The organism is Segatella cerevisiae, from assembly GCF_024054555.1.
GTDB classification, from domain to species: domain Bacteria; phylum Bacteroidota; class Bacteroidia; order Bacteroidales; family Bacteroidaceae; genus Prevotella; species Prevotella cerevisiae.
This window is the reverse complement of the sequence record NZ_JAMXLY010000012.1, coordinates 25,489-49,997: the sequence shown is the minus strand read 5'-3', so window position 1 is coordinate 49,997 and position 24,509 is coordinate 25,489. Positions and strand designations below refer to the sequence as shown.

17 protein-coding genes are annotated in these 24,509 nt (G+C 45.6%); 11 read left to right on the top strand and 6 right to left on the bottom strand.

Annotated elements, in window-relative coordinates; all coding sequences use genetic code 11:
• Positions 1-45: 45 nt before the first annotated feature.
• From NG821_RS04830 to NG821_RS04820, 3 genes are all read right to left on the bottom strand, one after another.
• Positions 46-2,199: a S9 family peptidase gene (locus NG821_RS04830; RefSeq protein ID WP_252760529.1), complete on the bottom strand. Its 2,154-nt coding sequence runs from the start codon at positions 2,197-2,199 to the stop codon at positions 46-48.
• Positions 2,200-2,260: 61 nt separating this feature from the next.
• On the bottom strand, positions 2,261-4,195 hold the full coding sequence (gene yidC, locus NG821_RS04825; RefSeq protein WP_252760528.1) for a membrane protein insertase YidC: 1,935 nt from the start codon (positions 4,193-4,195) through the stop codon (positions 2,261-2,263).
• A gap of 53 nt (positions 4,196-4,248) precedes the next feature.
• Positions 4,249-5,874 carry a CTP synthase gene (locus NG821_RS04820; RefSeq protein WP_252760527.1) on the bottom strand — a complete coding sequence of 542 codons (1,626 nt, stop codon included), beginning with the start codon at positions 5,872-5,874 and terminating at the stop codon, positions 4,249-4,251.
• Between the two features lie 160 nt (positions 5,875-6,034).
• Here NG821_RS04820 and NG821_RS04815 point away from each other — a divergent pair, with 160 nt between their 5' ends.
• The gene (locus NG821_RS04815) at positions 6,035-7,357 is read left to right on the top strand and encodes a DUF3078 domain-containing protein (protein ID WP_252760526.1); all 1,323 of its coding nucleotides are present in this window, start codon (positions 6,035-6,037) and stop codon (positions 7,355-7,357) included.
• 250 nt (positions 7,358-7,607) lie between these two features.
• On the opposite strand, the gene NG821_RS04810 is transcribed toward NG821_RS04815, so the two are convergent.
• Complete coding sequence (locus tag NG821_RS04810; protein WP_252760525.1) at positions 7,608-8,756, bottom strand: porin; 1,149 nt, start codon at positions 8,754-8,756, stop codon at positions 7,608-7,610.
• Between the two features lie 37 nt (positions 8,757-8,793).
• Positions 8,794-10,260, bottom strand: a complete 1,467-nt coding sequence (gene rlmD, locus NG821_RS04805; protein WP_252760524.1) for a 23S rRNA (uracil(1939)-C(5))-methyltransferase RlmD — start codon at positions 10,258-10,260, stop codon at positions 8,794-8,796.
• A gap of 280 nt (positions 10,261-10,540) precedes the next feature.
• On the opposite strand from rlmD, the gene NG821_RS04800 reads away from it, so the two are divergent.
• From NG821_RS04800 to NG821_RS04755, 10 genes are all read left to right on the top strand, one after another.
• On the top strand, positions 10,541-11,053 hold the full coding sequence (locus NG821_RS04800; protein ID WP_252760523.1) for a hypothetical protein: 513 nt from the start codon (positions 10,541-10,543) through the stop codon (positions 11,051-11,053).
• Positions 11,054-11,153: 100 nt separating this feature from the next.
• The gene (locus NG821_RS04795) at positions 11,154-11,777 is read left to right on the top strand and encodes a DUF3256 family protein (RefSeq protein WP_252760522.1); all 624 of its coding nucleotides are present in this window, start codon (positions 11,154-11,156) and stop codon (positions 11,775-11,777) included.
• Between the two features lie 385 nt (positions 11,778-12,162).
• Positions 12,163-13,422 (top strand): MFS transporter, encoded by a 1,260-nt coding sequence (locus NG821_RS04790; RefSeq protein ID WP_252760521.1) that lies wholly within the window; start codon positions 12,163-12,165, stop codon positions 13,420-13,422.
• The gene (locus NG821_RS04785) at positions 13,419-13,991 is read left to right on the top strand and encodes a bifunctional nuclease domain-containing protein (RefSeq protein WP_252760520.1); all 573 of its coding nucleotides are present in this window, start codon (positions 13,419-13,421) and stop codon (positions 13,989-13,991) included. Before NG821_RS04790 ends, NG821_RS04785 begins: the two co-directional genes overlap by 4 nt.
• Complete coding sequence (locus NG821_RS04780) at positions 13,988-14,719, top strand: 16S rRNA (uracil(1498)-N(3))-methyltransferase (RefSeq protein WP_252760519.1); 732 nt, start codon at positions 13,988-13,990, stop codon at positions 14,717-14,719. Before NG821_RS04785 ends, NG821_RS04780 begins: the two co-directional genes overlap by 4 nt.
• A 136-nt stretch (positions 14,720-14,855) precedes the next feature.
• Entirely contained in the window at positions 14,856-16,193 is a 1,338-nt protein-coding gene (locus NG821_RS04775; RefSeq protein WP_252760518.1) for a DUF4836 family protein, read from the top strand.
• A gap of 52 nt (positions 16,194-16,245) precedes the next feature.
• Positions 16,246-16,893: an ATP-binding cassette domain-containing protein gene (locus NG821_RS04770; RefSeq protein ID WP_252760517.1), complete on the top strand. Its 648-nt coding sequence runs from the start codon at positions 16,246-16,248 to the stop codon at positions 16,891-16,893.
• Between the two features lie 24 nt (positions 16,894-16,917).
• Positions 16,918-18,117, top strand: coding sequence for an ABC transporter permease (locus NG821_RS04765; protein WP_252760516.1), 1,200 nt, complete (start codon positions 16,918-16,920; stop codon positions 18,115-18,117).
• A 664-nt stretch (positions 18,118-18,781) separates the two neighbouring features.
• Positions 18,782-21,994: a TonB-dependent receptor gene (locus NG821_RS04760; RefSeq protein WP_252760515.1), complete on the top strand. Its 3,213-nt coding sequence runs from the start codon at positions 18,782-18,784 to the stop codon at positions 21,992-21,994.
• Between the two features lie 111 nt (positions 21,995-22,105).
• Positions 22,106-22,438 carry a cupin domain-containing protein gene (locus tag NG821_RS04755; RefSeq protein WP_252760514.1) on the top strand — a complete coding sequence of 111 codons (333 nt, stop codon included), beginning with the start codon at positions 22,106-22,108 and terminating at the stop codon, positions 22,436-22,438.
• Between the two features lie 247 nt (positions 22,439-22,685).
• Here NG821_RS04755 and NG821_RS04750 read toward each other — a convergent pair whose 3' ends face one another.
• On the bottom strand, positions 22,686-24,503 hold the full coding sequence (locus NG821_RS04750) for an ATP-dependent DNA helicase (protein WP_252760513.1): 1,818 nt from the start codon (positions 24,501-24,503) through the stop codon (positions 22,686-22,688).
• Positions 24,504-24,509: the final 6 nt, after the last annotated feature.

The window sequence follows — 24,509 nt, the reverse complement described above, 5'->3', positions numbered from 1 at the left end:
TATTTAAAATGATTATCCTTTAGTTAGCGAATTTATCTACAATCCTTATTTTTTCAACCAGCGATCGAGCCAGTTGAAGAAAGTCCTTTGCCAAAGGATTCCGTTTTGGGGTTTCAGAACCCAGTGGTTTTCGTCAGGGAAAATGAGGAGTTCTGCAGGTATCCCTCTCATCTTGGCAGCATTGAAAGCGCCCATGCCCTGAGTATAGGGGATGCGGTAGTCTTTTTCACTATGGATACACAATATCGGCGTATCCCAGTTGGCTACTGCAAGATGAGGACTGTTCTCATAGGTTTTCTTTGCATTGGCTGTCTTGTCCTTATTCCAGTAGGCATCATCGTATTCCCAGTTGGAGAACCAGTCTTCTTCCGTGTCGGTATACATGCTTTCCAAGTTGAAAGCGCCGTCATGAGCGATGAAGCATTTGAAACGTTTATTGTGGTGTCCTGCGAGGTAGTATACGGAGAATCCTCCGAAACTTGCTCCGACACATCCCAAGCGGTCTTTGTCGACATAAGGTAAGTTGGTGCTGGCATCGTCAATGGCAGAAAGGTAGTCATCCATGCATTGGCCTGTCCAGTCACCACTGACTTCTTCGTTCCAGGCCGATCCATATCCCGGGAGTCCTCGGCGGTTAGGCGCTACGATGACGTAGCCATGGGCTGCCATGATCTGGAGGTTCCAGCGATAACTCCAGAATTGGGAAACAGGGCTCTGGGGGCCTCCTTCACAATAGAGGAGGGTAGGGTATTTCTTGGCAGGGTCGAAATGAGGGGGCAGGACAATCCAAACTTGTTCCTCTTTCCCGTCAGTCGTCTTCACCCAGCGTTCCTGAACTTTCCCCATTGCCAGTTGAGCGAGGATAGCTTTGTTTTCATCGGTGATCTGTTCGACTTTTGATTTCTTGGCCTTTTGAGTTGGGGTGACGATATAGATATCATCAGGGTGAGAGAGACTGTGTCTTGTCGTCAGCAATTTTCCGGTATTTCCCAGCATCTGAACAGAGCCATAGTCATTCCAACCATCAGTGAGTTGTGTGACTTTTCCCTGCAAATTCGTCTGATAGAGGTTGACACAAGCGTGCCAGCATGCCATGAAGTATAAGTCCTTGGAGTTGTTGTCCCATGTAAATGCGTCTACATTCGTATCAAAGGATTCCGTGACGTATTTCTTCGATCCATTGGCAAGGTTATAGACGCAGAGTCGGTTGCGGTCACTTTCATAACCGTCTCTTTTCATACTCTGCCATGCCACATATTTGCCGTCAGGTGAGAACTGTGGGTTCTCGTCATAGCCGACGTTCATATCGCCTGATTGATGGTTGACCGGTTGGTCACGCATACTCTTAGTCGGATCAGAGGGCGGCTCTTTATAGTTTTCGGGTTTGCAGAGATTCTTGGTCTGTCTTGTTGCGACCTGATATAAGTAGATGTCGGCGTCAGTTGAGGTGGCATATTCCACTCCGGTCTTTTTCCTGCAAGTGTAGGCGATAGACTTGCTGTCAGGACTCCATGCGAGTTGTTCTATCCCTCCCCAGGGAGCCATTGGACATTCATACGGTTCGCCTTCCAGAATATCTGTCCCTTCGGTGATACTGTCAGCAGTGACATCAGCCACGAAAGGGTGTGCGATGGTTTCTACGTAATGGTCCCAATGCCGGTAGTTCAGGTCTGTGATGACTCTGCCGGAAGCCAGCGGCAGGTCAGAAGGATTTTTCTGGATACTACCGTGATAAGGGATGCTCTTGATCAGAATGACCTGTTTGCCGTCGGGAGAGAACCTGAAGCCTTCGATGTCGATTTTGGAGTGAGTCAGCTGTCTGCGGTTTTGCCCGTCAGCATTCATACACCAGAGTTGTCCGTCACGGAGGAACGCGATCTCCTCATCATTAAGCCATGCGGCATCAGATTCATTCGCCGCATCATGTGTCAATTGCGTTTTCTGTTTACCGTCGGCATTCATGACAAAGAGCATTTGGTGGCCCTTGTTTTCTTTTATACTATAGTAACCGACTTGGTAAACAATCTTTTTACCATTGGGAGATGCCTGAGTGGCGCCAATACGTCCCATCGCCCACAATGCCTCCGGAGTCATCAGATCACTGGAGAGTTGAATGTTGTTTTTCTCAATCATCGTCTGTGCGTTCAAACTACTGCATCCCATCAGAACGGCAGCAGTCAGTGCAATCGTTTTATTCATAGAATAGGTTTTTAAATCACAGACGGAGTGAAAGTCTATTCACTCCGTCTCGCTAAAGACTTTAAAGTTGTTTCTTCTTGCGTTCCAGATCGGCACGCTTCTTCTGCATCTCTTTCTGTTGTTGCATCTGCATCTGTTGCATAGCTTGCAGACGTGCAGCAAAACCGCCGGTGGATTTCTTGGGATTGGCGGCATTCTTGTTGTACCGCGCTTCAAGAATATGGAGCAGTTTTTCATCATTGGTCGTCTTTCTCAATGTGTACATGATGAGTGCACTGAAAGCCAAACTGATAAAGTAGTAGAAGTTCAATCCTGAAGAATAATCATTGAAGATGAAGAAGAAGAAAATCGGCATCAGATACATCATCCACTGCATCATCTTCATCTGGTCCGCCTGTTGTCCGACCATCTGATCCTTTTGGAGTTGCATGGTAAACCAACTATATACAATTTGTGCTACGCAGAACAAGATACAAGTCAGGGAAAGGTGATCTCCGATAAGCCACAGGTTCTTGTTCCATTCCAGGATAGGGTCATAAGTGCTCAAGTCGTGCATCCATAAGAAACTCTGTCCGCGCAACTGGATAGCATTCGGAACAAAGTTGAACATGGCGATCCAGATAGGTGCCTGTATGAGGACCGGCAAGCATCCCGACAATGGGCTGACTCCGTATTTCGCGTATTCAGACATCATCGCCTGTTGCTTCATCATCTGATCTTCCGGTTTGTTGTACTGTTTGGTCGCCTCATCCAACTTAGGCCTCAAGACTCGCATCTTGGCAGAACTCATATAACTCTTCTTGACCATCGGATAGGTGATGACCTTCAGCAATAAGGTGATGAGGATCAGGACGACGCCCATCGGGAATACTTTGCTCAGCCAATCAAAGACATAGATGGTGAACCAGCGGTTGATGATCCTGAACAGCGGCCATCCCAAATAGATCAGGCGTTGGAGTTGGAGTTTGTGTCCGAAACTGCTTTCTTTCTCGACATTTTGCAGAAGTCGGAAATCATTGGAACCGAAATAGAATTCGAATTCAGAAGGTTTCTTTCCGCTCGGATCAAAGAAAGTTTTCATCTTGGCACCGTACTGTTTCAAGTAACCGGATCCCTTCTCCATAGGAATACTGGTCATCAGTGAATTTTCCTTGAAATTGTTCTTGGAAATCATCACGGCGCTGAAGAACTGATCCTTGAAAGCCACCCAGTCGATAGGGTCCTTTACCGGTTCGTCGATCTTCTCTTTTCCTTGGTTGATATAGTCCGTTCCTCCGTCTACATTGTGATAGGTCAGACTGGAATATCGGTTTTCGAAAGTGAAACCTCTTTCCTGCTGCCGGCAGTGTTCAGACCAGACGACATCCATCAGGTCAGCGTCAGGTGAGAAGAGACCGGACATACCAGTGGCACGCAGTTGCATGTGAAGCAGATAATCTTTGCCGAGGCGGTATGCCAAGGTGATGTATTTTCCCGTTGCAGCCTTTGCTGTCATGACGACAGTAGAGTCGGTGATATGGGAAGGTGTAAAATAGAGGTCGCTGGTAACAATATTGATATCCTTTCCGGCCAGCATGAATTTCAGGCTTTGATCCTTTGTATCGAAAAGAGTAACGTCCTTGGAATCTTTAGAACCATCTTTTACCTTTAAGTTGTGCCCGATGTATCCCTTAATAACGGCTTTCTCCACAACTCCCCCCTTAGTGTTAAAGGTGAGAGCGACTTTCTTGTTCTGCAACGTAATCTGCTGGGCTTTTCCATTCAAAGCAGAGTAGAAGAGAGCGGTCGTATCGCCTTCTATCTTCTTCCTGATTGCTGCCTGCTTTTTCGCAGCAGCAAATTGGGCTGTCTTTTCAGCTTTTGCTTGTTGGACATTGGCGATTGAATCTTTTACGAAAGCGGCGCGTTGCTCTTTATCCGAAGGTTTTGCCCACCAGCTAAAACCGATCAGAATTACGGCTATTAGGACAAAGCCGATAATGCTGTTTTTATCCATTTATTGTTCAATATTGAAAAGAGGTGTAAACTTGTCCACCTCTTTGTTTGCTACTATTTATGATTTGCTTTTGTTTCTTTGCGATAAGCAATGGCATGCTTGACGAAATCTAAAAATAAAGGATGGGGCTTGAGGACTGTAGACTGGTATTCAGGATGAAACTGTGTACCTATATACCACCTTAATTTCGGCATTTCAATGATCTCCACCAAATTGCTTTCAGGGTTTCTGCCGACACACATCATCCCGTTTTTCTCGAATTCAGCCTCATAGTCATTATTGAATTCATAGCGGTGTCTGTGGCGTTCGCTGATATGCTCTTGTCCGTAGATGTCGTAAGTACGGGAACCTTTCTTCAGGTCACATTCGTAAGCTCCAAGTCTCATGGTTCCGCCCATGTTCGTGATATTCTTCTGCTCTTCCATGATGTCTATGACATTATGGGGGGTCTTTTCATCCAACTCCCTGCTGTTGGCATCCGTATATCCGAGTACGTCTCTGGCAAATTCGATGACCATCATCTGCATGCCGTAGCAAATGCCGAACGTCGGAAGATCGTGGGTGCGGGCATATTCTGCTGCAACGATCTTTCCGTCTGTGCCCCTTTGCCCGAATCCCGGACAGATGACCACGCCGTCCTGACCGACAAGTTTTTCAGCGATGTTTGCTTTGGTGATGAATTGGGAATTGACAAAAGTGATGACCACTTTATAGTCATTGTATGTGCCGGCGATATAGAGACTCTCCCGGATACTCTTGTAAGCGTCCTGAAGGTCATATTTTCCGACCAAAGCGATGTTGACAACATCTTTGGCGTTCTTCATGCGCTGCAGGAATCCCTTCCACGGTTTCATCTCAGGCGTAGGACCGACCTCGATGCCCATCTTCTTGAGGATGGCAGCATCTAGACCTTGGTTCTGCATGTTCACGGGGACTTCGTAGATACTGGGAAGATCCTCGCTCTGAATGACGCAGTCCAGGTCGACATTACAGAAATCAGATACTTTCTTTCTGATGGAATCGTTGAGGTGCTTCTCGGTACGAAGGACCAGAATATCGGGTTGAATGCCTACGCTCTGCAATTCCTTGACAGAATTTTGAGTAGGCTTTGTCTTGAGTTCATGGGCAGCTTTAAGATAGGGGACATAGGTCAGATGGATATTGACAGCGTTCTTGCCCAGTTCCCGTTTCAGTTGCCGGATAGCCTCCATATAGGGAGCGCTCTCGATATCTCCTATGGTACCGCCGATTTCTGTTATGACGAAATCGTAATGGTATTTCTGCCCAAGCAATTTGATATTACGCTTGATCTCGTTCGTAATATGCGGGACCACTTGAATCGTCTTTCCCAAATAGTCACCTCGGCGCTCCTTGTCAATCACTGACTTATAGATACGGCCGGTCGTCATGGAGTTTGACTTCGTCGTATGAATACTTGTGAAGCGTTCATAGTGTCCGAGGTCGAGATCTGTTTCCATACCGTCAACAGTTACATAACATTCTCCATGTTCGTAAGGATTCAGTGTCCCGGGGTCAATGTTGATGTAAGGATCAAACTTTTGAATGGTGATATCATAGCCCCTTGCCTGAAGGAGCTTACCTATTGAAGCAGAGATGATTCCTTTTCCAATAGAAGAAACTACTCCACCTGTGACGAATATATACCTTGTTTCAGCCACGATAAATAAAAATTTAAATTAGCTTAGTTATAACTAAGTTGCAAAGGTAGCACAAAATAATGAAAGTGCCAACCGTTTTGGTTGATTTCATGTGACATATCTTTCGTTTTTTCATTTTTATTTTTTACCTTTGCCGTCAATAGACTGACAAAGAGATAAAATGAAATATCGGTTTTTGATCATCCTGCTTTTGGTGTTAGCCCAAGGGGTAAATGCCCAAAAGACGTGGAATGGTTTTGGAAATAAGCATAGAGGCGAACCTGAATTGGTTCGCAATTATATGGACTCTTTGAGGTCATATAAAAATTGGCTGGATACGACTTCAATAGAGGGCGTCCTGGCTAAAGACACTCTGGCTGCCCGGAATCATCTGTTGGTCCAAAACCGGAGCTATTGTCTGTTCACACCGCTCACCTTTTATTATTTCCCGGCTGTCCATTCCCTGGAATTGTCCCCTGCGGCTGATTCCGGTCAGGTCGTGGACCGTTTCCTGGACAAGACCCTGATGAACGTGTATCTGAATCATCCCCAATTTGTCAGGCAGAGTGAAAAAGTACTGATTGCCAATTCTGACAATCTCGACCGCTTGGAACCTTCTGCCCAGCAGATCCATCCAGACCTTGTGGATATCGTGTCGCCGAAAGCGAAGGAACCGGATGAGGTCCCTATGAATCTTCTCGTCAGGAAACCTAATTTCTGGACTTTCCAAGGGGACTATTATCTGCAGTTCATGCAGAATTTCGTATCCAGCAACTGGTATAAAGGTGGTGAGAGCAATTATTCCATGTTGGGAAGCATCGTCTTTCAGGCAAATTATGACAATCATCGAAGATTTGTGTGGAATCACAAACTGGAAATGAAGTTAGGTTTCCAGAATTCCCGTGCTGATAGTATCCACAGTATGTCTGCAACGGAAAATATGATCCGGTATACTGATAAACTCGGATTGCAGGCTACAAAAAAATGGTATTATACTTTCCAGACGATAGCCACTACGCAGTTTACTCGTACCTATAAGACCAATGACCCCACTATCTATGCGGGTTTCTTGTCTCCTTTTGACGTTAACTTCTCTATTGGTATGGATTATAACGTCAGTTGGCTGAAGAAAAAACTGACGGGAACGGTGCATTTGGCTCCTATCGCCTTGGATTGGACTTACGTAAAACTCAAAGATTTGGCTACCCGCTATGGTGTAGACGAGGGAAAGCATTCGCTGGTCGACTATGGTTCTGAGTTTACTGTGGACCTGAATTGGGTCGTGTCGAACCTGATCAAGTGGACGACCCGGCTTTACGGGTATACCTCATATAAGAAGACAGAGTTGGAGTGGGAAAATACTTTTGTTTTCCAACTGAGCAAGTTGATTTCCTGCAATCTCTTTGTATTCCCTCGCTTTGACGATGGTGTCAGTCGTGATCTCCATCATGGCTATTGGCAGTTTAAGGAATATATGAGCGTCGGATTCTCTTATAGCCTTTAGAAGGAGTCGTTACCGGAAGCTTTTCCCATAGGTTTCTACTTTATCGAAATTTATTGCGTTCGGAAGGCGTTCATTCAAATCTATTGAATGACGCGTGCTGAGAGACATTTCTCTCACTTAAATTCTGATGATCTGAGGAGCTGGAACGAAAGCCCTGAATAGACAAGCCCCCTGAAAGTGAAAAAACTTTCAGGGGGCTTGTCCTATTATAGTCTGTTCTCAGGATTCCTTTTGAAGGAAGAGGATGTCCTTAGAACCGGAAGTCGACTTCGACATCGACGACAGAGTAATTTTCCTTTTGCAAACTCCTGTCATTGATAAGAGCATATTCGCCGTTAAGTTCGATGTTTTTGTTGAATTCATAGTCCAGTCCCACCTCATATTGAGTCCTCATCTTCGAGGTGTTTCCGGTAGGTTGATACATGTCGTATCTCGCTTTGGCATGGAAACGGTTCTTGATGATCGGGGCGATGACCAAGGCGTAGACACTCTGTGCTTCGTCCCCTTCATCAGAGAGGGAACAATCATCGGAAGTCTTGTCATTGGTGTTGCTCAGGGCCTTTGCGAAAGCAGCCCCTGTGGAGTGGACAAATTCTGAGCGTAGAGTCCAGTCGTTGATGAGATACTCTGCCGAGAACGCATACCGGCGCTGCTGAAGGCTCCTGATGCCATCGTGATCGACAGAAGTTCCTTGAGCATTGACAGTCTTCCAGGTTCCTTTGCGTGCATAACTGCCGGTCCAGCCGAATGCACCCAACCTCATGCCGGAAACAGGCATTGCCCAGATACCGCCGATAAGGTCTTTCTGTTGATCGACATCCTTGACATTGATCCCTTGACCATTGAATACACCCAACTGGTAATGCAGCAGATTCCTGCCACTGGCATTTTTCAGGAAGTCACCTTGAATCTGCAATCCGATATCGCGGCCATTAGAACTGTGTTCGCCTGCGCGGTCAGAAAAACCTGCCAGTTTGTCTACCGCCTGACTGTAACTCATGAAACCCTGGTCAATGGGGTTCATCGGGTTCTCAAAAGTGAAAGGTCTTTTGAACTGTCCGATCTTGACACGGAAGAAATCGTATTTCTGCCATTCCGTGTAGAGGTCAACCAATCTTGGAGAACTTCCCAAAGTGGAAGTATTTCCATTGAACTGGAATTGTACTCTCCATACAAAATCATTCAAGACTCGTCCGTCAAGCATGATCCTGCCCATCCGAAGGTTGAAAGAGTTGGCTTTCGCCCCTTCCTGTCCGCTGTACTGGTACTGGATCATACCATACCCGGACAATTTAATGCTGTTTACCCACTCCGGTAATTTGATTTGCGCACTGCCTGTCGTGCAGGAAAGTGCAGCAGCAATGATAAGGAATAACCCTTTCTTGAGATTTGTCATCATATAAAAGATTGTTTATAAGTTTTGGAAGTTGTTCTTCTTATTTCCTCTTCTGGAGCAGTACGACATTTTCCACGTGCGGCGTGTGGGGGAACATGTCAACAGGTTGGACCTGCATCACTTTGTAGGCGGTGTCAAGGACAGACAGATCGCGGGCTTGTGTGGCAGGGTTACAACTCACATAGACGATCCGTTCAGGTCCGGCCTTGAGAATGACTTGAATGACATCAGGGTGCATGCCGGCTCTCGGCGGGTCAGTGATGATGACGTCAGGGTGTCCGTTTTCCCTGATCAACTCATCCGTGAGGATGTCTTTCATGTCCCCTGCAAAAAAACGGGTATTGGAGATGCCGTTGAGGCGGCTGTTCTCTTTGGCGTCTTCAATGGCTTCGGGGACATATTCGATGCCAACGACCTTCCTGGCTTGACCGGCAACGAAATTGGCAATGGTGCCTGTGCCCGTATAGAGATCGTAGACGGTCTCTGTTCCGGTCAAACCAGCAAACTCCCGTGCAACACTGTAGAGTCGGAATGCCTGTTCTGTATTTGTCTGATAAAAACTCTTCGGTCCTACTTTGAACCGGAGTGCGCCCATTTCCTGTATGATGAAACCTTTGCCTTTGAACACCTGAATGTCCAGATCTCCTATGGTATCATTGCACTTCTGGTTGTTCACATAGAGTAGAGTGGAAATCTGGGGAAACTGGTCAGCGATGTGCTGCAGGAGAGCTTTTGCCCTAGTTTCATCGTCCGGTTCATCATAGTGGAACTGAATCAAGACCATCCACTCACCGGAGTTGGAATTTCTGAACATGATGTTCCTCAACAGACCGTGTTGGGCCCTGACATCGAAGAAAGTCATGCCGGTACGGAACGCAAAATCACGTATCTCATTGCGTATCCGGTTGTGCAGGTCGTCCATGAGCCAGCATTTCTCGATCGGATAGATCTTGTCGAAAGCACCTGTAATGTGGAAACCGATACAATTGTCCTGCCGATGGGGAGACTTTTGCCCAGTTGCGGAAAGGTCTTCCGCTGAGGAGTCCTTTGGGGGAAGTTGATCCAGTTCTTCTTTCGTGTACCAGCGTCTGTTGGCACACCCGAATTCGAGTTTGTTGCGGTATTCTTTCAGTTTTTCTGATCCGAGTATAGGTCTGAACTCAGGCAGTTCGATCTTGCCGATTTTCGTCAACTGATCCAGGACTTGCTGCTGTTTGGCTTTCAGTTGTTCAGCGTAGGGGAGGTTCTGCCATTTGCATCCGCCACAAATCCCGAAGTGGGTACAGAACGGTTTCTCACGCACCGCACTGTATTGCACGAACCGGATCACTCTGCCCTCACAAAAACTGTGTTTCTTTCTTGTGATCTGTATGTCTGCTATATCTCCGGGAACGCAAAAGGGAACGAAAACGACCTTTTCATTATAATGAAACAAACATTTTCCTTCAGCTGCTACTTTTTCAATGGTGACCCCCTCTAAGACAGGTAAGGTCTTTTTCTTTGTCATATCGCTGTAATTTTGGCACAAAGGTAAGAAATAAACTGCAAATGAGCAAGTTTCACTTCCGCTTACCGCCATGACATCCGGATATGGGGGATTGAGCCAGGCAATGTGTACCGTAATCCTCAGCTATCTGAAAGGGTTGGAAGACCTCAGTAGGGGAGAGATAGAGATGAATATGAAAGAGAATCAAATTTGAGTCCTACTTTTTTGGTTGCGTCCGTTTTATTTTTTACCTTTGCGCAACATGTATCAGAATTCTTTGAAACTCAGAAGTATGTTATCGATGCTTGCTTTTATTCTTTTCGGGATAAGCATGCATGCGCAGGAAAAAGGTATAGTGATTCGGAATGACTCAGGTGTGGAAAATCATATTATATTCGGGTCTTCTTTCATTGACGCACTCCATGACTTCCAACAGTTATGGGGGCCTCCGGAATCCCGGGATTCAGTTTCTGTCCTCTATGTCAACAAGACTTTCCAGGGTATAAAATTCGACAAAATAGAATTGGGCTTTCAAAGGGTCGATTCCTTGGGGCTTTTCAATCAAGCCCGCTTTTATAGGACCTGTCCCAATAAAATTCAGGCTATCCGCCAGATGAAAACCCTTGCAGACCGATTAGGGGAAATCTATCCCGTGAGCTATGATGAGGAAGAGGATGGTACACCGTTCTATAAAGGTGGTTGTGCCCCTACAGGGATGGATGATCTTTTCACGATATTCGTGGCACCTTGTAAGGGGAAGTGGACGTGCCAACTCCGATACGGTGCTTTCCGATATGTACATGTTCCGGTATAGAAGAACGGCATTCCGCGAAGATGGCTCTACAGATCTGTTTCTATCCGGTCTATAAATGATAATTTTGAAAATATTAGATCCAACAAGAGAGGTGGTGAATATGAAGAAAACTTTTTTGATTTTGCTTACAGTACTGATCTCATTCAATGTGTCTGCTCAGTCTATCAAGAAGATGTGGCTGGCAATGCCGGACTCCGTCATACCTTATCTGAATGCAAATCTGCGTCAGGAATTTCTCGATTTTGCCGACATGAAAGTAAAGGCAAGCGTAAAGAATCTCCTGACCGGAAACAGCAGGATGGATACGTTGACGAATGACTATCTCCATGTGATTCTAAATCCGTCTACAACACTGGAAATGAAAATGCTCCCGCGACAGAATGGCGACAGTGTCCTCTGTTTCGTGAAGACCCTTTCTGCACCTTCTAAAGAAAGTGAGATATTGTTTTATGACCGCTCATGGCATCGTCTCTCTTCCAAAGACCTGATGCCTGCGGTAAAACCGGAAGATTTCATCGTTCGCCCCGATACTATGCCGGTAGATCGGTTCCAATTTCTTGAGGCGATGATAGAACCCTATCTGGTGTCCGGAAAACTATCTCCGAATGACCGTACAATGGTCCTAAGTTTGGCTGTTCCTCTTGTCGGATCTATGGATGAAAAGGCCGTAAACACTATACTTGTGCAAAAGAAACTTAATTGGGAGAATGAAAGGTTTAAGTAATATTAAAGTCCAATATTTCTCCCTGCAAATCTCTTGCAGATATCGAAATTAGTTGTACTTTTGCACTGTGTTTTTCATGGTATTAGATTATTAAGGTTAATAAAAGATTGGTTGTCGTGAGACAATCAATTTTTTTTGCCCGATACCCAACTTTTGAGACTGTTGCATCCTCGAAGTGGATGCAAGATATTCTAGAAAGTCGTTCCAATCATAAACTTTTTGCAAGAGGTAGGACAAGCGTTTCTTTTCAGGTCTATCCGGTGTTTCTGTAGAAATCAGATGCAAGGATAAAGGATTAGCCTTCCGAAGGAAAAATCTTTTATGATTTATGTTTGTTCTCAATAAAAGTCTTTATCTTTGCAGGTGTTATCAATTCTATGTTGAAATGAATTTAAAAATACGGCTAGCCGCGATGAATTTCCTTGAATTTGCTGCCTGGGGAGCTTATCTGACTTCGATGGGCACCTATTTGGTAAATATAGGATTAGGTTCAGAAATCGGGTGGTTTTATGCAGTTCAAGGTATTGTTTCCATTTTTATGCCGGCTTTGGTGGGAATCATTGCCGATCGCAGGATTCAGGCACAGCGGCTGTTAGGTCTCTGTCACCTTTTGGCAGGACTGTTCATGTTTGCAGCAACTTATTACGCTCTAGTACACCGTTCTCAGGTGCAGTTCGGTTGCCTCTTTACCCTCTATACGTTCAGCGTTGCTTTTTACATGCCGACCCTTGCCCTGAGCAATTCGGTGGCCTATAATGCACTGACGAAGGCGGGGATGGATACGGTCAAGGACTTTCCACCTATCCGTGTTTTCGGAACGATTGGATTTATCTGCATGATGTGGGTCGTAGATATCATGGGCTTCCAATCCACTCAGAACCAGTTTCTGGTCTCCGGAATTTGCAGTATCATCTTGTTCCTCTATACTTTCACTCTGCCCAAATGCGATATCCATAACGATGGCGAAAAGACGACATTGGTAGATGCCTTGGGGCTCCGTGCGTTTACCTTGTTCAAGCAGAAGAAGATGGCAATATTCTTTGTCTTCTCCATGTTGCTCGGGGTAAGCCTGCAGATCACGAATGGCTTTGCCAATCCCTTCATCACCAGTTTTAAAGATATACCGGAATATGTCAATACTTTTGGGGTGAATCATGCGAACATTTTGATCTCACTCTCTCAGATCAGTGAGACCTGTTGCATCCTTCTCATTCCTTTTTTCATGAAGCGCTACGGAATCAAAAACGTCATGCTGATCGCTATGTTCGCTTGGGTATTCCGTTTCGGGTTGTTTGGATTGGGGAATCCGGGGACAGGAGTCTGGATGTTCATACTCTCCATGATTGTGTATGGCGTCGCCTTTGATTTCTTCAATATCTCCGGGTCTTTGTTTGTCGATCAGGCTACCGATCCCAAACTCCGTTCCAGTGCACAGGGTTTGTTTATGTTGATGACCAATGGCATAGGGGCTACAGTAGGCACCTTATCAGCTCAGGCAGTTGTCAATGCCCATACAGTGATGAGGGCAGGAACAGAGATGACCGACTGGCGGCCATGCTGGTTCATTTTTGCCCTCTACGCATTGGTCGTGGCGGTATCGTTTGCTTTGATGTTTCGCCCAAAGAAGGAGAAAAAGGTTATATGAATAAAGTTCGTGTTCATTTTGGTGGAGTTTCGGAAATCGTCGGCTCCAGCGATATCGGTCTGTTGACATTGCTGGATGAAGACGAGACACGGGAACTGGTCATCACCTGCGATAAGCAAATGATGTATCAGTTTGCCATACGCACCCAACCTGTAGCGGGTGTGGACAGATTGCTTCCGGAGGTCCTCTATAAAGTTATACATGATCAAGCCGATATCCATTGTGAAATAGATATCATAGGTATCGTTGACGGGGAGTATACTGCGATGCTGATGAATCAGGATACACTTGAGCAACTTCCCCTGCGTGCAAGCGATGCCGTATTGTTTTCCGTCATCGCCAAAATACCAATTTACGCAGACTCGGAATTGATGAGACGCCAAGGCGTGCCTTATCATCCCCAGTCATCGGGAATGTCTTTACCAGTCAATATTATCAGTGACCAGATGTTGGAGAGCGCTTTGGACAATGCCGTGAAGGATGAAAACTATGAGTTGGCGTCCTTATTGAGGGATGAGATGAAGCGGCGTAAAAACAGACAACATCCTATGAAAGAACAGAAGTCATGAAAGAAGACCATTTTTTTTATGTTCCGGACGCCGGTTCCCTGACAGAATTGCCTTTTGAGGAAGCCATGCATGCCATGAGGGTATTGCGCCTGAAAAGCGGGGATGAAATTTTTTTGATGGATGGTGTCGGGAATTTTTACCGGGCGGAGATTACGTTGACGGCGACCCGACGATGCCTTTACAAAATTCAGGAACCCTTGCCGCAGGAACAGGCATGGAAAGGGCATATCCATCTTGCGATTGCACCTACCAAAGTGATGGATCGCATAGAATGGATGGCTGAAAAATCGACGGAGATTGGCTTTGACGAACTCTCTTTCCTGAATTGCAAGTTTTCTGAACGTAAGGTGATGCGGACAGTACGTTTGGAGAAGATCATCATTTCTGCCATGAAGCAGAGCCGCAAACCTTGGAAACCAACCTTAAATCAGATCGTCCGCTTTTCAGACTTTATTTCCACTCCCAGGACAGGACAGAAGTTTATCTGCCATTGTTATCAGGAGATTCCCCGTAAAGATTTCTATACTGAACTCCAGCATTGTGAGCCGGAGGATGATGAGGATATTACAGTCCTGATAGGACCTGAAGGGGATTTCTCCATCGATGAGGTGAAGATGGCTATAAAGAATGGGTATCAATCCGTTTCATTGGGTTCCAGCCGCCTGAGGACAGAGACAGCCGGACTGTACGCTGTCATGTTGTCCAATTTGGTGAACAGGTGTCAGTGAATAAAAGTTGGTTGTGTTGTCCCGTAATTCTCATTTCTTCGCTTGAGGGAGAAAGGCAATGAAAATGACTTTAATAGAATATCTAAGTTTGGGAAAAATGCATACATTTAAATTTTCAGCATTATATTTTTGCTTTTTGTTTTCGGTTGTTGCCCTGTTGGCTTCCTGTTCCGGTAACAGTTATCTGAATGCAATCCCCGGTGAGAGCACTGCTCTGATCTCCATGGATGTCCAGAAGTTGACGGAACGTTCTCATCAGAACAATACGGTCTTGGAATCCATTCTTCATGTGAAGGATATTTCGGATTGCGGTATTGACGTCGGCCATAAGATGTACTTCTTCGAGTCACAGACAGGAGACCTCGGACTCTGTGCCAAAGTTTCAGACCATGATGATCTGGAGAAATGGCTTCAGCAGTTGTCTCAGAAGGGCATCTGCCAAAGTCTCAGTGAGCACAGAGGCATGCAGTTTACGGTCCTGAAGGGCGTATGGGTATTAGGTTTTTCGGACCATGCCATGTTAGTGATGGGACCGGTGACGGTGAGCGCCCAGGCCGAGATGATGCAGCAGATGGCCACCTATCTCAAAGAGGATGAGGATGACGGCATCAAGAGCAGTCCGCTTTACGATGCTTTGGATTCCATTGACTCTCCGATGGCCATGGTTGCACAGGTTCAGGCTCTGCCTGAAAAACTGATTGCGCCGTTTACGATAGGTGCTCCTCGTGGGACAGACCCCACCCAGGTTCTGATCTCCGCGCATATTGAGAAGAAGGGGAGCGTGCTGCTCTTCCATGGGCAGACCTTCTCACTCAACCATACGATAGATGCCGCATTGAAAAAGGCGGTAAAGGTGTACAGGCCGATCACGGCCCGGTATGCCGCAGTGATGCCCTCTGACGCAATGGTCGGGATGTTCATGAATGTTGACGGCAAGCAATTCCTGCCTTTGATGCAGACCAATCGCGGTCTGACGGCTTTGCTGGCAGGTATCAATGAAGCGATCGATGTCAACAGCATCATGAAGAGTGTCAACGGTGATATGACGATCCTCCTGCCCTCAATGAGTGATAACGGATTGCAACTCATGTGGGGCGCCAAACTCGCCAACAGTGAGTGGTTGGGCGATGTAGACTATTGGAAACAGAGTGTGCCTCAAGGGGGAAAGATTCTGGACTGGGGCAAGAATGCCTACTATTATACGGATAAGAAAACCGCCTTTTATTTCGGCGCGTCAGATGACCTGCAGTTTTATAGTGGCAGCAGTGCAGACCTCGCCAGGAATTCCATCAAGAAAAGTCGGAAACCGATTCCTACTACTCTGCAGAAATTCATCGTTGGCGGGAAGATGGTGATGGTCATCAATCTGGCAAATACCCAGAAGGGCAAAAAGCAAAATGCTCTTTCTCTGTTTACCGGTTTTCTGCGCCCGATGTTCGGACAAGTCAATACGATAGTATACACATTAAAGTAAGAAGCATTTTAAATCTTTATCGAAGATAGGTTAGTGTTTATAGATTAAAGCAATGAACAAAATTCAATTAAGTTCAGTCATTCCTCACGTTTTTTCAGCCCAGGTAGACCAGTTGCATTCAGGCATCTGGAATGCTGAGGTCACGTTCGAAAAGGGCCACCTTTATCTTGTGGAAGCTGATAGCGGTAAAGGCAAGAGCACATTTTGCAGTTATATTATTGGTTATCGTCATGATTATGAGGGGAAAGTCACGTTTGACGGTTCAGATACCCTTTCCTACAAGGTTCGGGACTGGGTGGATATACGGACTTCCCATATAGCTTATCTTTTTCAGGAACTTCGCCTTTTTCCGGAACTGACGGCGATGGAGAATGTGATGATAAAAAACAGTCTCACGGGTTTTAAGTCTCGGAAAGAGATCGTCGAGTGGTTTGAAAAATTGGGTATTGGTGACAAACTCGATGCCAAGATTGGGCTGATGTCTTTCGGACAGCAGCAGCGGGTGGCAATGATCCGTGCCTTGGTGCAGCCGTTTGATTTTATCTTGGCAGATGAACCGATCTCTCACTTGGATGACCGTAATTCGGACATTATGGGAGAGATTATGATGACAGAGGCAAAAAAGCAAGGCGCAGGGGTTATCGTGACGAGCATCGGCAAGCACATGGACCTGCCCTATGAAAAGAAATTCAGCCTTTAATTCGATCCTTAAAATTGTTGAACAATGAATTTAGTTTGGACATTACTTAAACAGCATATCAGCGTACCTCAGTTTGTGGGTTTCTTCTTTGCCAATTTATTCGGAATGCTTATTGTATTGCTGGGTTTCCAGTTTTACCATGATGTCATCCCTGTCTTCACATCGCAAGACAGTTTTCTGAGTGCTGATTTCATGATCGTCAATAAGAAGATCAGTACGGCAAACACGATAAACGGGAGTTCCAATACCTTCAGTCAAAGTGATATAGATGAACTCTCCAACCAGAGTTTCGTGAGGAAAGTCGGTAAGTTTACACCGACTGAATATAAGGTGAACGCTTGTATGGGGGTCAACGGCACTAACGTCTTGAACTCCGAGATACCTATCGAATCTGTCACTGATGGTTTTGTGGACATACCAATGAAAGACTGGCAATACCAACCCGGCTCACATGTCGTGCCTGTCATCATTCCCCGTGCCTATATCACCATGTACAATTTCGGCTTTGCCCAGAGTCACTCCCTGCCTAAAATCAGTGACGGGCTTGTCGGCATGATTGATTTCAAGATGTTCATTCAAGGCAATGGGCACAATGACCAGTTCCAGGGAAAGGTCATCGGCTTTTCGAGCCGTCTGAACACGATCTTGGTTCCACAATCTTTTATGGACTGGAGTAATCCCCGATATGCGCCTTATAATCACAGTGATCCGACCCGACTGATCATGAAGGTGAAGAATCCGGCTGATGAGACGATAGGGAAGTATCTTGACCATAAAGGTTATGAGATCGAGGATGACAAACTCAATGAGGAGAAGACAACTTATTTCCTGAGAATGATTGTCACGATGGTCATGATTGTCGGACTGGTCATCTCTATCCTGAGTTTCTATATCCTGATGCTGAGCATCTACCTTTTGGTCCAGAAGAACTCGTCAAAACTGGAGAATCTGCTTTTGATCGGGTACAGTCCGAATCGAGTCGCGCATCCTTATCAGATCTTGACGCTTAGTTTAAACGTGGGTGTACTGCTGATTGCGTGGATCGCCATATTCTTTATCCGCAGTTATTATATGAATATTCTGGAAACCTTGTTCCCTGAGATGAATGACGGCAGTATGCTGCCTGCAATTATAGTCGGTCTGTGTCTGTGCGCCTTGGTTTCCCTCCTCAATCTGATCGCCATTCGGAGGAAGATCATGAGGATCTGGGAACGTAAGGATTAGGTAGATTATCTTAAGGGAATTAATAAGTTCTACACCTTTTATTATATTGTATCAGGAAAGTCTCACAAATACATCATTTGTGAGACTTTTCTTTTTTCTGGATGTACGGTGTATTTCCTCACTTCCGATGGATTTGTGTGGCTGATGTCGCCAGACTTTCTTAGGGATGGATGGGGGTCATGGCCTTGCTGAGGAAAAGATATGGAAGGAGCGTACATGGATATGTATTCGTATACGTTTGCATCTTTATGCGTTTATTGAGAAATAAACGTGAAAAAACTATTGCATTTTAGTTTCGCTCGAACGAAAAACAGTATTCTGAGGGTGGAAAAAGAAGCTGAGAGAAACGCAAAATCAAAGTGTCGTTTTTAGGATAATAATATGTATAAATTTTAGAAAAATATCACTTTTTGCCTGGGAAAGAGTTGATTTGTCTACAACTTGTTATTATTATTCTAGCGAGGGTGTATCCTCTCCGCTAGGAGCTTTATACACGAACTTTTCCGAGGTTTTGATACATCTCTATTTATAAATTTTTTTAGTGTCATTTTCCTACTTTTTCATCATTTTGTAACAAAGTTGTGATTTATTTTACTTAATTTTGCAACCGTACTTGAAAGAAGGGGAAATTCCCTAAATATTATTAATCATTTTAGTTAAAGTTATGCAAAAAAGATTGCATTTTCTCGTGGCTTTACTGTTACTTTTCAGTGCAACAGTAATGGCCCAAGTTACAACTTCAAGTTTAAACGGTAAAGTTGTTGCAAATGGTGAAAATGTCGTCGGTGCCGTCGTGACTGCAATCCACGAACCTTCTGGTACGCGTTATACAGCCACTACTAATGCCGATGGCCGGTACACTATTCAGGGTATGCGTGTGGGCGGTCCCTACACGGTAACGATTGACTACATCGGTTACAAAAAGGAGACCAGGAAGAATATTAATCTGGCTTTGGGTGACCCTTCCGTCCTCAATGTGGATCTGAAGGAAGATGCTCAGACGATCGGTGAGGTCACAGTCACCGGACAGATGGGCAAAGGCGGTTATGGCGCTTCTTCTAATTTCTCTCAACGGCAGATCGAGAATGCACCGACGATAGACCGTAACATCTATGATGTTGCCAAACTATCACCGTTGGTTAACTCCAACAAGTTCGGTGGTATATCAATTGCCGGAACCAATAACCGTTACAACTCTTTCCAGATTGACGGTATGGTTGCCAATGACGTATTTGGCTTGTCTTCTACAGGTACTAACGGAGGTCAGACAAGTGCTAACCCGATTTCAATGGATGCCATTGAACAGATCCAGGTTGTAGCTGCTCCTTTTGACATTCGTCAGAGCGGTTTCACCGGTGGTGCCATCAATGCCATTACAAAGTCGGGTACCAATAAACTCACGGGAACGGCTTTCGGATACTATACAGATGAAAATATGTATAGTCGCTGGAGTCAGTATTATGACAAAAAACAGAAATTGACAGACGAGACGACTCAGACTTACGGATTTACTTTGGGTGGTCCGATCATTAAGGATAAGTTGTTCTTCTTTACTTCTTTGGAATATAAGAAACACTCTTATCCGGCTTCTTTCTATGCCGGTGCAGACGGTTATTTCATGACAACTGCAACGGCTGAGGCTATGGCAAAGCGCTATTATGATGTTACTGGCATTCAGGAATCCTATGCGCCTCGTGACATCAACCGTGAAGGCACTTCCGTACTCGGTCGACTCGACTGGAATATCAATGACGCCAATCATTTTTCTTTCCGTTATCAGGGGAATTTCTCCTATGACGATAACTTCGCAATCGGTGCCAAGACCTTCTATTTCAATGGCTCTGGCTATCGGATGAAAGACAAGACTCATTCTTTCGTAGGTGAGTTGACTTCTCACATCAATGATAAGTTGTACAACGAACTGCGTGCCGGTGTCACCTTTGTCCGCGACAACCGCAGCACAGCCGATTCCGGTCCTACAATTTATATCAATTCTTCACCGTCAGTCAATTTGGGTACAGAATATTCTTCAGGTGTCAATTCCCTGAATCAGGACATCTGGACGTTGGAGGATAACCTCTCCATCTATGCCGGTAACCATACCTTTACACTGGGTACTCACAACGAGTATTACAATATGAAGAACGGTTTCATCCAGGCTGCCAATGGTGAGTACGTTTACTCTTCAGTAGACGCTTTCCTGAATGACGAGAATCCAAGCAGTTTTGTCTATAAGTATTCTGATCCTGACATTACCGGGACGAGAGAGTGGCAAGCTCCATTCAAGGCTGGTCTTTTCGGTATCTATGCTCAGGACAAATGGGATATGAATACACGGTTCCAACTCACCTACGGTTTGCGCGTAGATGCACCGTTCTATTTCAACCATCCTTCATGGAATACAACTTTCAACAAGACTGTTGATTGGGCACAAGCTTATAATGTCAGCGTAGGCCGTCGCCCTGCCACCATGCTGATGGCTTCACCTCGTGCCGGTTTCCGCTGGTACCTCGATGACAGTCATTCAAGTTTGATTCGTGGTGGTGCAGGTATCTTCAATGGCCGTGCTCCTTTCGTATGGATTGAGAATGCTTGGGCAAACACCGGTATCGAGATGAAGGGTGGTACCCTTTATACAAATGCCAGCAGTGGAACGTTGGCTCCTAAATTCGGCCAGTATGGCAATGGCGATCCGATGGATGCCTTGAATTCCGACAAGGCCAATGCTGCTACACCTGATATCGTGACAGTGGACCATAAGTTCCGCTTCCCGCAGGCGTTCAGAACAGATTTGGCTTGGGAACAGAAACTTCCTTTCGGTATCAAGATGACCCTCGAAGCTTTGTATTCCCGTTCTTTGAATGCAGTATGGTTTGAGAACCTTGCCCTTCAGCCTAATGGAACGGTCTATGCTATCCCGGGTGTGAAGAACTCTGCTACGACTTATTACAACAGCAACCGTTCGAGCCAACTCTCTGACGGCAGTGGCGCTTACAGTGTCAACTCAGTCATCAACCTCAAGAACACCAATAAGGGTCACAGTTATAGTTTCAGCGCACAACTGGAGAAGAGCTTTGACTTCGGACTTGACTTGTTGGCAAGTTATACTTATGGCCACTCCTATTCTGTGAACGACGGAACTTCTTCTGTAGCCAGTTCTAACTGGGGCTACTACTACAATGTAGATCCTAATCAGAAGACTGTCGGCTACTCCATGTTCGATATGCCTCATAAGGTAATGGTTCAGGCATCATACAACACTCGCCGTTACGGTGCAGGCCGCTGGCAGACTCACGTTTCCCTGGTTTACAATGGATTCAGTGGTCAGCGTTACAGTTTGACAATGGGTGACAATACCAGTGCTTCTTTCAACGGTGACTATCGTACAGGCAACTCTCTGCTTTACATCCCTACAAAGGATGAATTGGCAAAGATGAATTTCGTGGATATCACGGATAAGACCGGCAAGGTCACAACCTCTGCTGATGATGCCCGGAGTGCATTCGAGTCTTGGATCGAGAATGACAAGTACGCCAAGGATCACCGTGGACAGTACGCTAGACGTAACTCCAATATGGCTCCTTGGGAAAATCACTTTGATTTCCATCTGTCTCAGGACTTCTTCTATTTGAAGGACCGTGGCAGCAAGGTATCCCTTGTCTTCGATATCCTGAATGTCGGCAACTTGATCAACAAGCATTGGGGTGAGTTCTATTCCAGCGCTTACAATGAGAACATCCTGCAGGTACAGAGCGTTTCCTTTGACAAGACCACTAAGGTTGCAACACCTTCCTATACATTCCTCGGCTATACACCTACTTTGAGTGATTACTCTAGCCGTTGGCACATGCAGGTCGGACTTCGTGTAACCTTCTAAAAATTCCTGCATCTTCCGAGATGCAGCGTTCTATAAAAAATGGAATATCCCGTGTGGGTATTCCATTTTTTTTGTTAACTTTGTCCTTGTTAAGAATTAATACAAGACGTTATGATTATAGATTTTGACAAGATTAAGGAAGCTCATATCCAGGGCTTCAAGGGAGGAAAAGGAGAACTTGACACCCGTAATTACGTGGATGACAAAGTGAAGATCATGTATTCCACACTTCGACCCGGTGCGACGACAGGCCTTCATACCCATCAAGGAAACTGTGAGATCGTCTATGTCATCAGTGGTGTTGCCACTTTTCACTATGACGGGAAAGTGGAGACTGCACGTGAAGGTCAGGTGCATTACTGCCCGATGGGACATTCTCATTATATGGAGAACCTGACAGACCATGATTTGGTGTATTACGCCATTGTTCCTGAACATCACTAGACCTTTTCTGACGGCAGATCGATCAGATTCGCTTAATGTTTTTGCCTATCGAAATAGGAACCGATCATTATGGTGCATAATGGTCCACCAAAATGGTGGATAATGGTATACCATTATGCTGCATATTGCTGCCTGTCTCAGGTGATACAGAAACAGCCTTTACAATCGATGTCGTAAAGGCTGATATGTTTTAAAGTGAGGTCTCTAAAGTCGGTTAGAGGTAAATCTTCTTTCGACGATCAAGTGTCTACTCGGCATACCTGTTGGTGATATGTCCGGTCTTCAGGAGACCTTTTATTTTCTTGATGGCAATCGGATTGTCCGGATAGAGCGTAATCGCCTTCTGGTAGTTTTTGGCAGCGGCTTCGAACATTCTTTCGGCCTCACATTCTTTTCCGAGAAGAACGTATTCCGTAGACAGTTGTTTCAAATAGATCTCTTTCTTTTTCCATTCATCTTTCAACTGTTTGTTCTCTTTCTTGAGGTCATTGATGACATTCAGTTGACGCCGGATGAAGCGCTTTGCCACCGGTTGCTCGATATCATAGCGGCTGTGTATGGCGACGAAAAAATGGTCGATGGCGGATTGCATGTCTCCCGATTGGAAAGCCTGCATGGCCAACGCATATTCTTTATCAGCTTTCGTTTGTTCCAAAGCAGTATGAATCATATTTTTATTGTTGTAGTTTCTGGCGAACTGCCGGACCTCATTGTGGACGAATATGTCGTTCCTCTGAATGGGCATCTTCAAACTGATGCCATTCAGGGAAGTGCATCGTGACAGGGCGACATAGGTCTGTCCGCAGGCGAAGACTCCGCCGGTGAAGTCTAATTTGACTTGGCTGAAGGTCAATCCCTGACTCTTGTGTATCGTGATAGCCCAGGCAAGTCGGATGGGGTACTGGATGTACCGACCTATTTCTTCTTCTTCGATTTTCTTTTCCGTCTCATTGAAGTGGTAACGGATATTGCTCCAAGATGCCTGTTCCACGGTGACCTCTTCACCGTCTTCTGTCGTAATGTAGATCAGGGCATCCTGGCGGTCTTTTTCTTCATTGTCAAACCCCGTGACCGTCCCCAGCGTGCCGTTCACCCACTGGTGATCCATGTCATTCTTGATGAACATCACCTGAGCACCGGGTTTCAGACGGAGTTCCAAAGGTGTCGGGAGACTGCTCTCCGGAAATTCGCCTTCAATGGTTCCTTTGAATAGGACTGGTTCATCGGGCAATTCCTCAAGGCGTTTCTGATTGATCTGGTCGACCGTATCTCTGCGGGTGGACAAGGTAATGGACAACTGGCTGTTGGTTTCGTGCAAGTTTGCGCCGACACGTTGATTGAGAGCCTGCAAGTCCTCATTGTTGACTTGAGATGTGCGGATATGGTCGAGGATACTGATGAACGCCGGATCCTTCTGACGGTAGACTTTCTTCAGTTCGATACTGACCAGTTGAAACTGTTGGAATATCTTTGCATTGAAGAAATAACTCGACGAATAGAAAGGCGCCAGCAATTTCCGGTCATCTTCCTTTACCACAGGTTCCAGTTGGTAGACATCCCCGACGAGTAGGAGTTGCTTTCCTCCAAAAGGTTCCCGCATCTTGTGGCAGTAGACCCGCAGGATCTTGTCGATGAAATCAATGATGTCAGCTCTGACCATACTGATCTCATCAATGATGATCAGTTCGAGGCTTTTGATGAGTTTGATTTTATCGGAGTTGTATTTCAACGTCTCTCTCAGGTTCCTTACCGAATACCGGCTGTCATTAGGGAGAAGGGGATAGAAGGGGAGTTTGAAGAAACTGTGGAGGGTAGAGCCCCCTGCATTGATGGCGGCTATTCCGGTAGGCGCCAAGATCACATGTTTCTTTTTCGTGACCGTTGCAATATAGCGCAGAAACGTCGATTTACCCGTCCCCGCTTTTCCTGTAAGGAAGAGCGAATGATGGGTAAAACGGATAATCTGGAGCGCTTCCTGCAACTCCGGATTATCGAGGTCTATGTTTTCTTCTGCAGGTTTTTCGCCTTGGCAGACAGGATCTCTGTCTCTTTTCTTATCTGTCATGCAGAA

What these genes read in the sequence shown, in the direction of transcription:
- NG821_RS04830 (WP_252760529.1), bottom strand. Translation starts at nt 2,199, where the DNA reads ATGAATAAAACGATTGCACTGACTGCTGCCGTTCTGATGGGATGCAGT.
- yidC (WP_252760528.1), bottom strand. Translation starts at nt 4,195, where the DNA reads ATGGATAAAAACAGCATTATCGGCTTTGTCCTAATAGCCGTAATTCTG.
- NG821_RS04815 (WP_252760526.1), top strand. Translation starts at nt 6,035, where the DNA reads ATGAAATATCGGTTTTTGATCATCCTGCTTTTGGTGTTAGCCCAAGGG.
- NG821_RS04810 (WP_252760525.1), bottom strand. Translation starts at nt 8,756, where the DNA reads ATGATGACAAATCTCAAGAAAGGGTTATTCCTTATCATTGCTGCTGCA.
- rlmD (WP_252760524.1), bottom strand. Translation starts at nt 10,260, where the DNA reads ATGACAAAGAAAAAGACCTTACCTGTCTTAGAGGGGGTCACCATTGAA.
- NG821_RS04800 (WP_252760523.1), top strand. Translation starts at nt 10,541, where the DNA reads ATGCTTGCTTTTATTCTTTTCGGGATAAGCATGCATGCGCAGGAAAAA.
- NG821_RS04795 (WP_252760522.1), top strand. Translation starts at nt 11,154, where the DNA reads ATGAAGAAAACTTTTTTGATTTTGCTTACAGTACTGATCTCATTCAAT.
- NG821_RS04790 (WP_252760521.1), top strand. Translation starts at nt 12,163, where the DNA reads ATGAATTTAAAAATACGGCTAGCCGCGATGAATTTCCTTGAATTTGCT.
- NG821_RS04785 (WP_252760520.1), top strand. Translation starts at nt 13,419, where the DNA reads ATGAATAAAGTTCGTGTTCATTTTGGTGGAGTTTCGGAAATCGTCGGC.
- NG821_RS04780 (WP_252760519.1), top strand. Translation starts at nt 13,988, where the DNA reads ATGAAAGAAGACCATTTTTTTTATGTTCCGGACGCCGGTTCCCTGACA.
- NG821_RS04770 (WP_252760517.1), top strand. Translation starts at nt 16,246, where the DNA reads ATGAACAAAATTCAATTAAGTTCAGTCATTCCTCACGTTTTTTCAGCC.
- NG821_RS04765 (WP_252760516.1), top strand. Translation starts at nt 16,918, where the DNA reads ATGAATTTAGTTTGGACATTACTTAAACAGCATATCAGCGTACCTCAG.
- NG821_RS04760 (WP_252760515.1), top strand. Translation starts at nt 18,782, where the DNA reads ATGCAAAAAAGATTGCATTTTCTCGTGGCTTTACTGTTACTTTTCAGT.
- NG821_RS04755 (WP_252760514.1), top strand. Translation starts at nt 22,106, where the DNA reads ATGATTATAGATTTTGACAAGATTAAGGAAGCTCATATCCAGGGCTTC.
- NG821_RS04750 (WP_252760513.1), bottom strand. Translation starts at nt 24,503, where the DNA reads ATGACAGATAAGAAAAGAGACAGAGATCCTGTCTGCCAAGGCGAAAAA.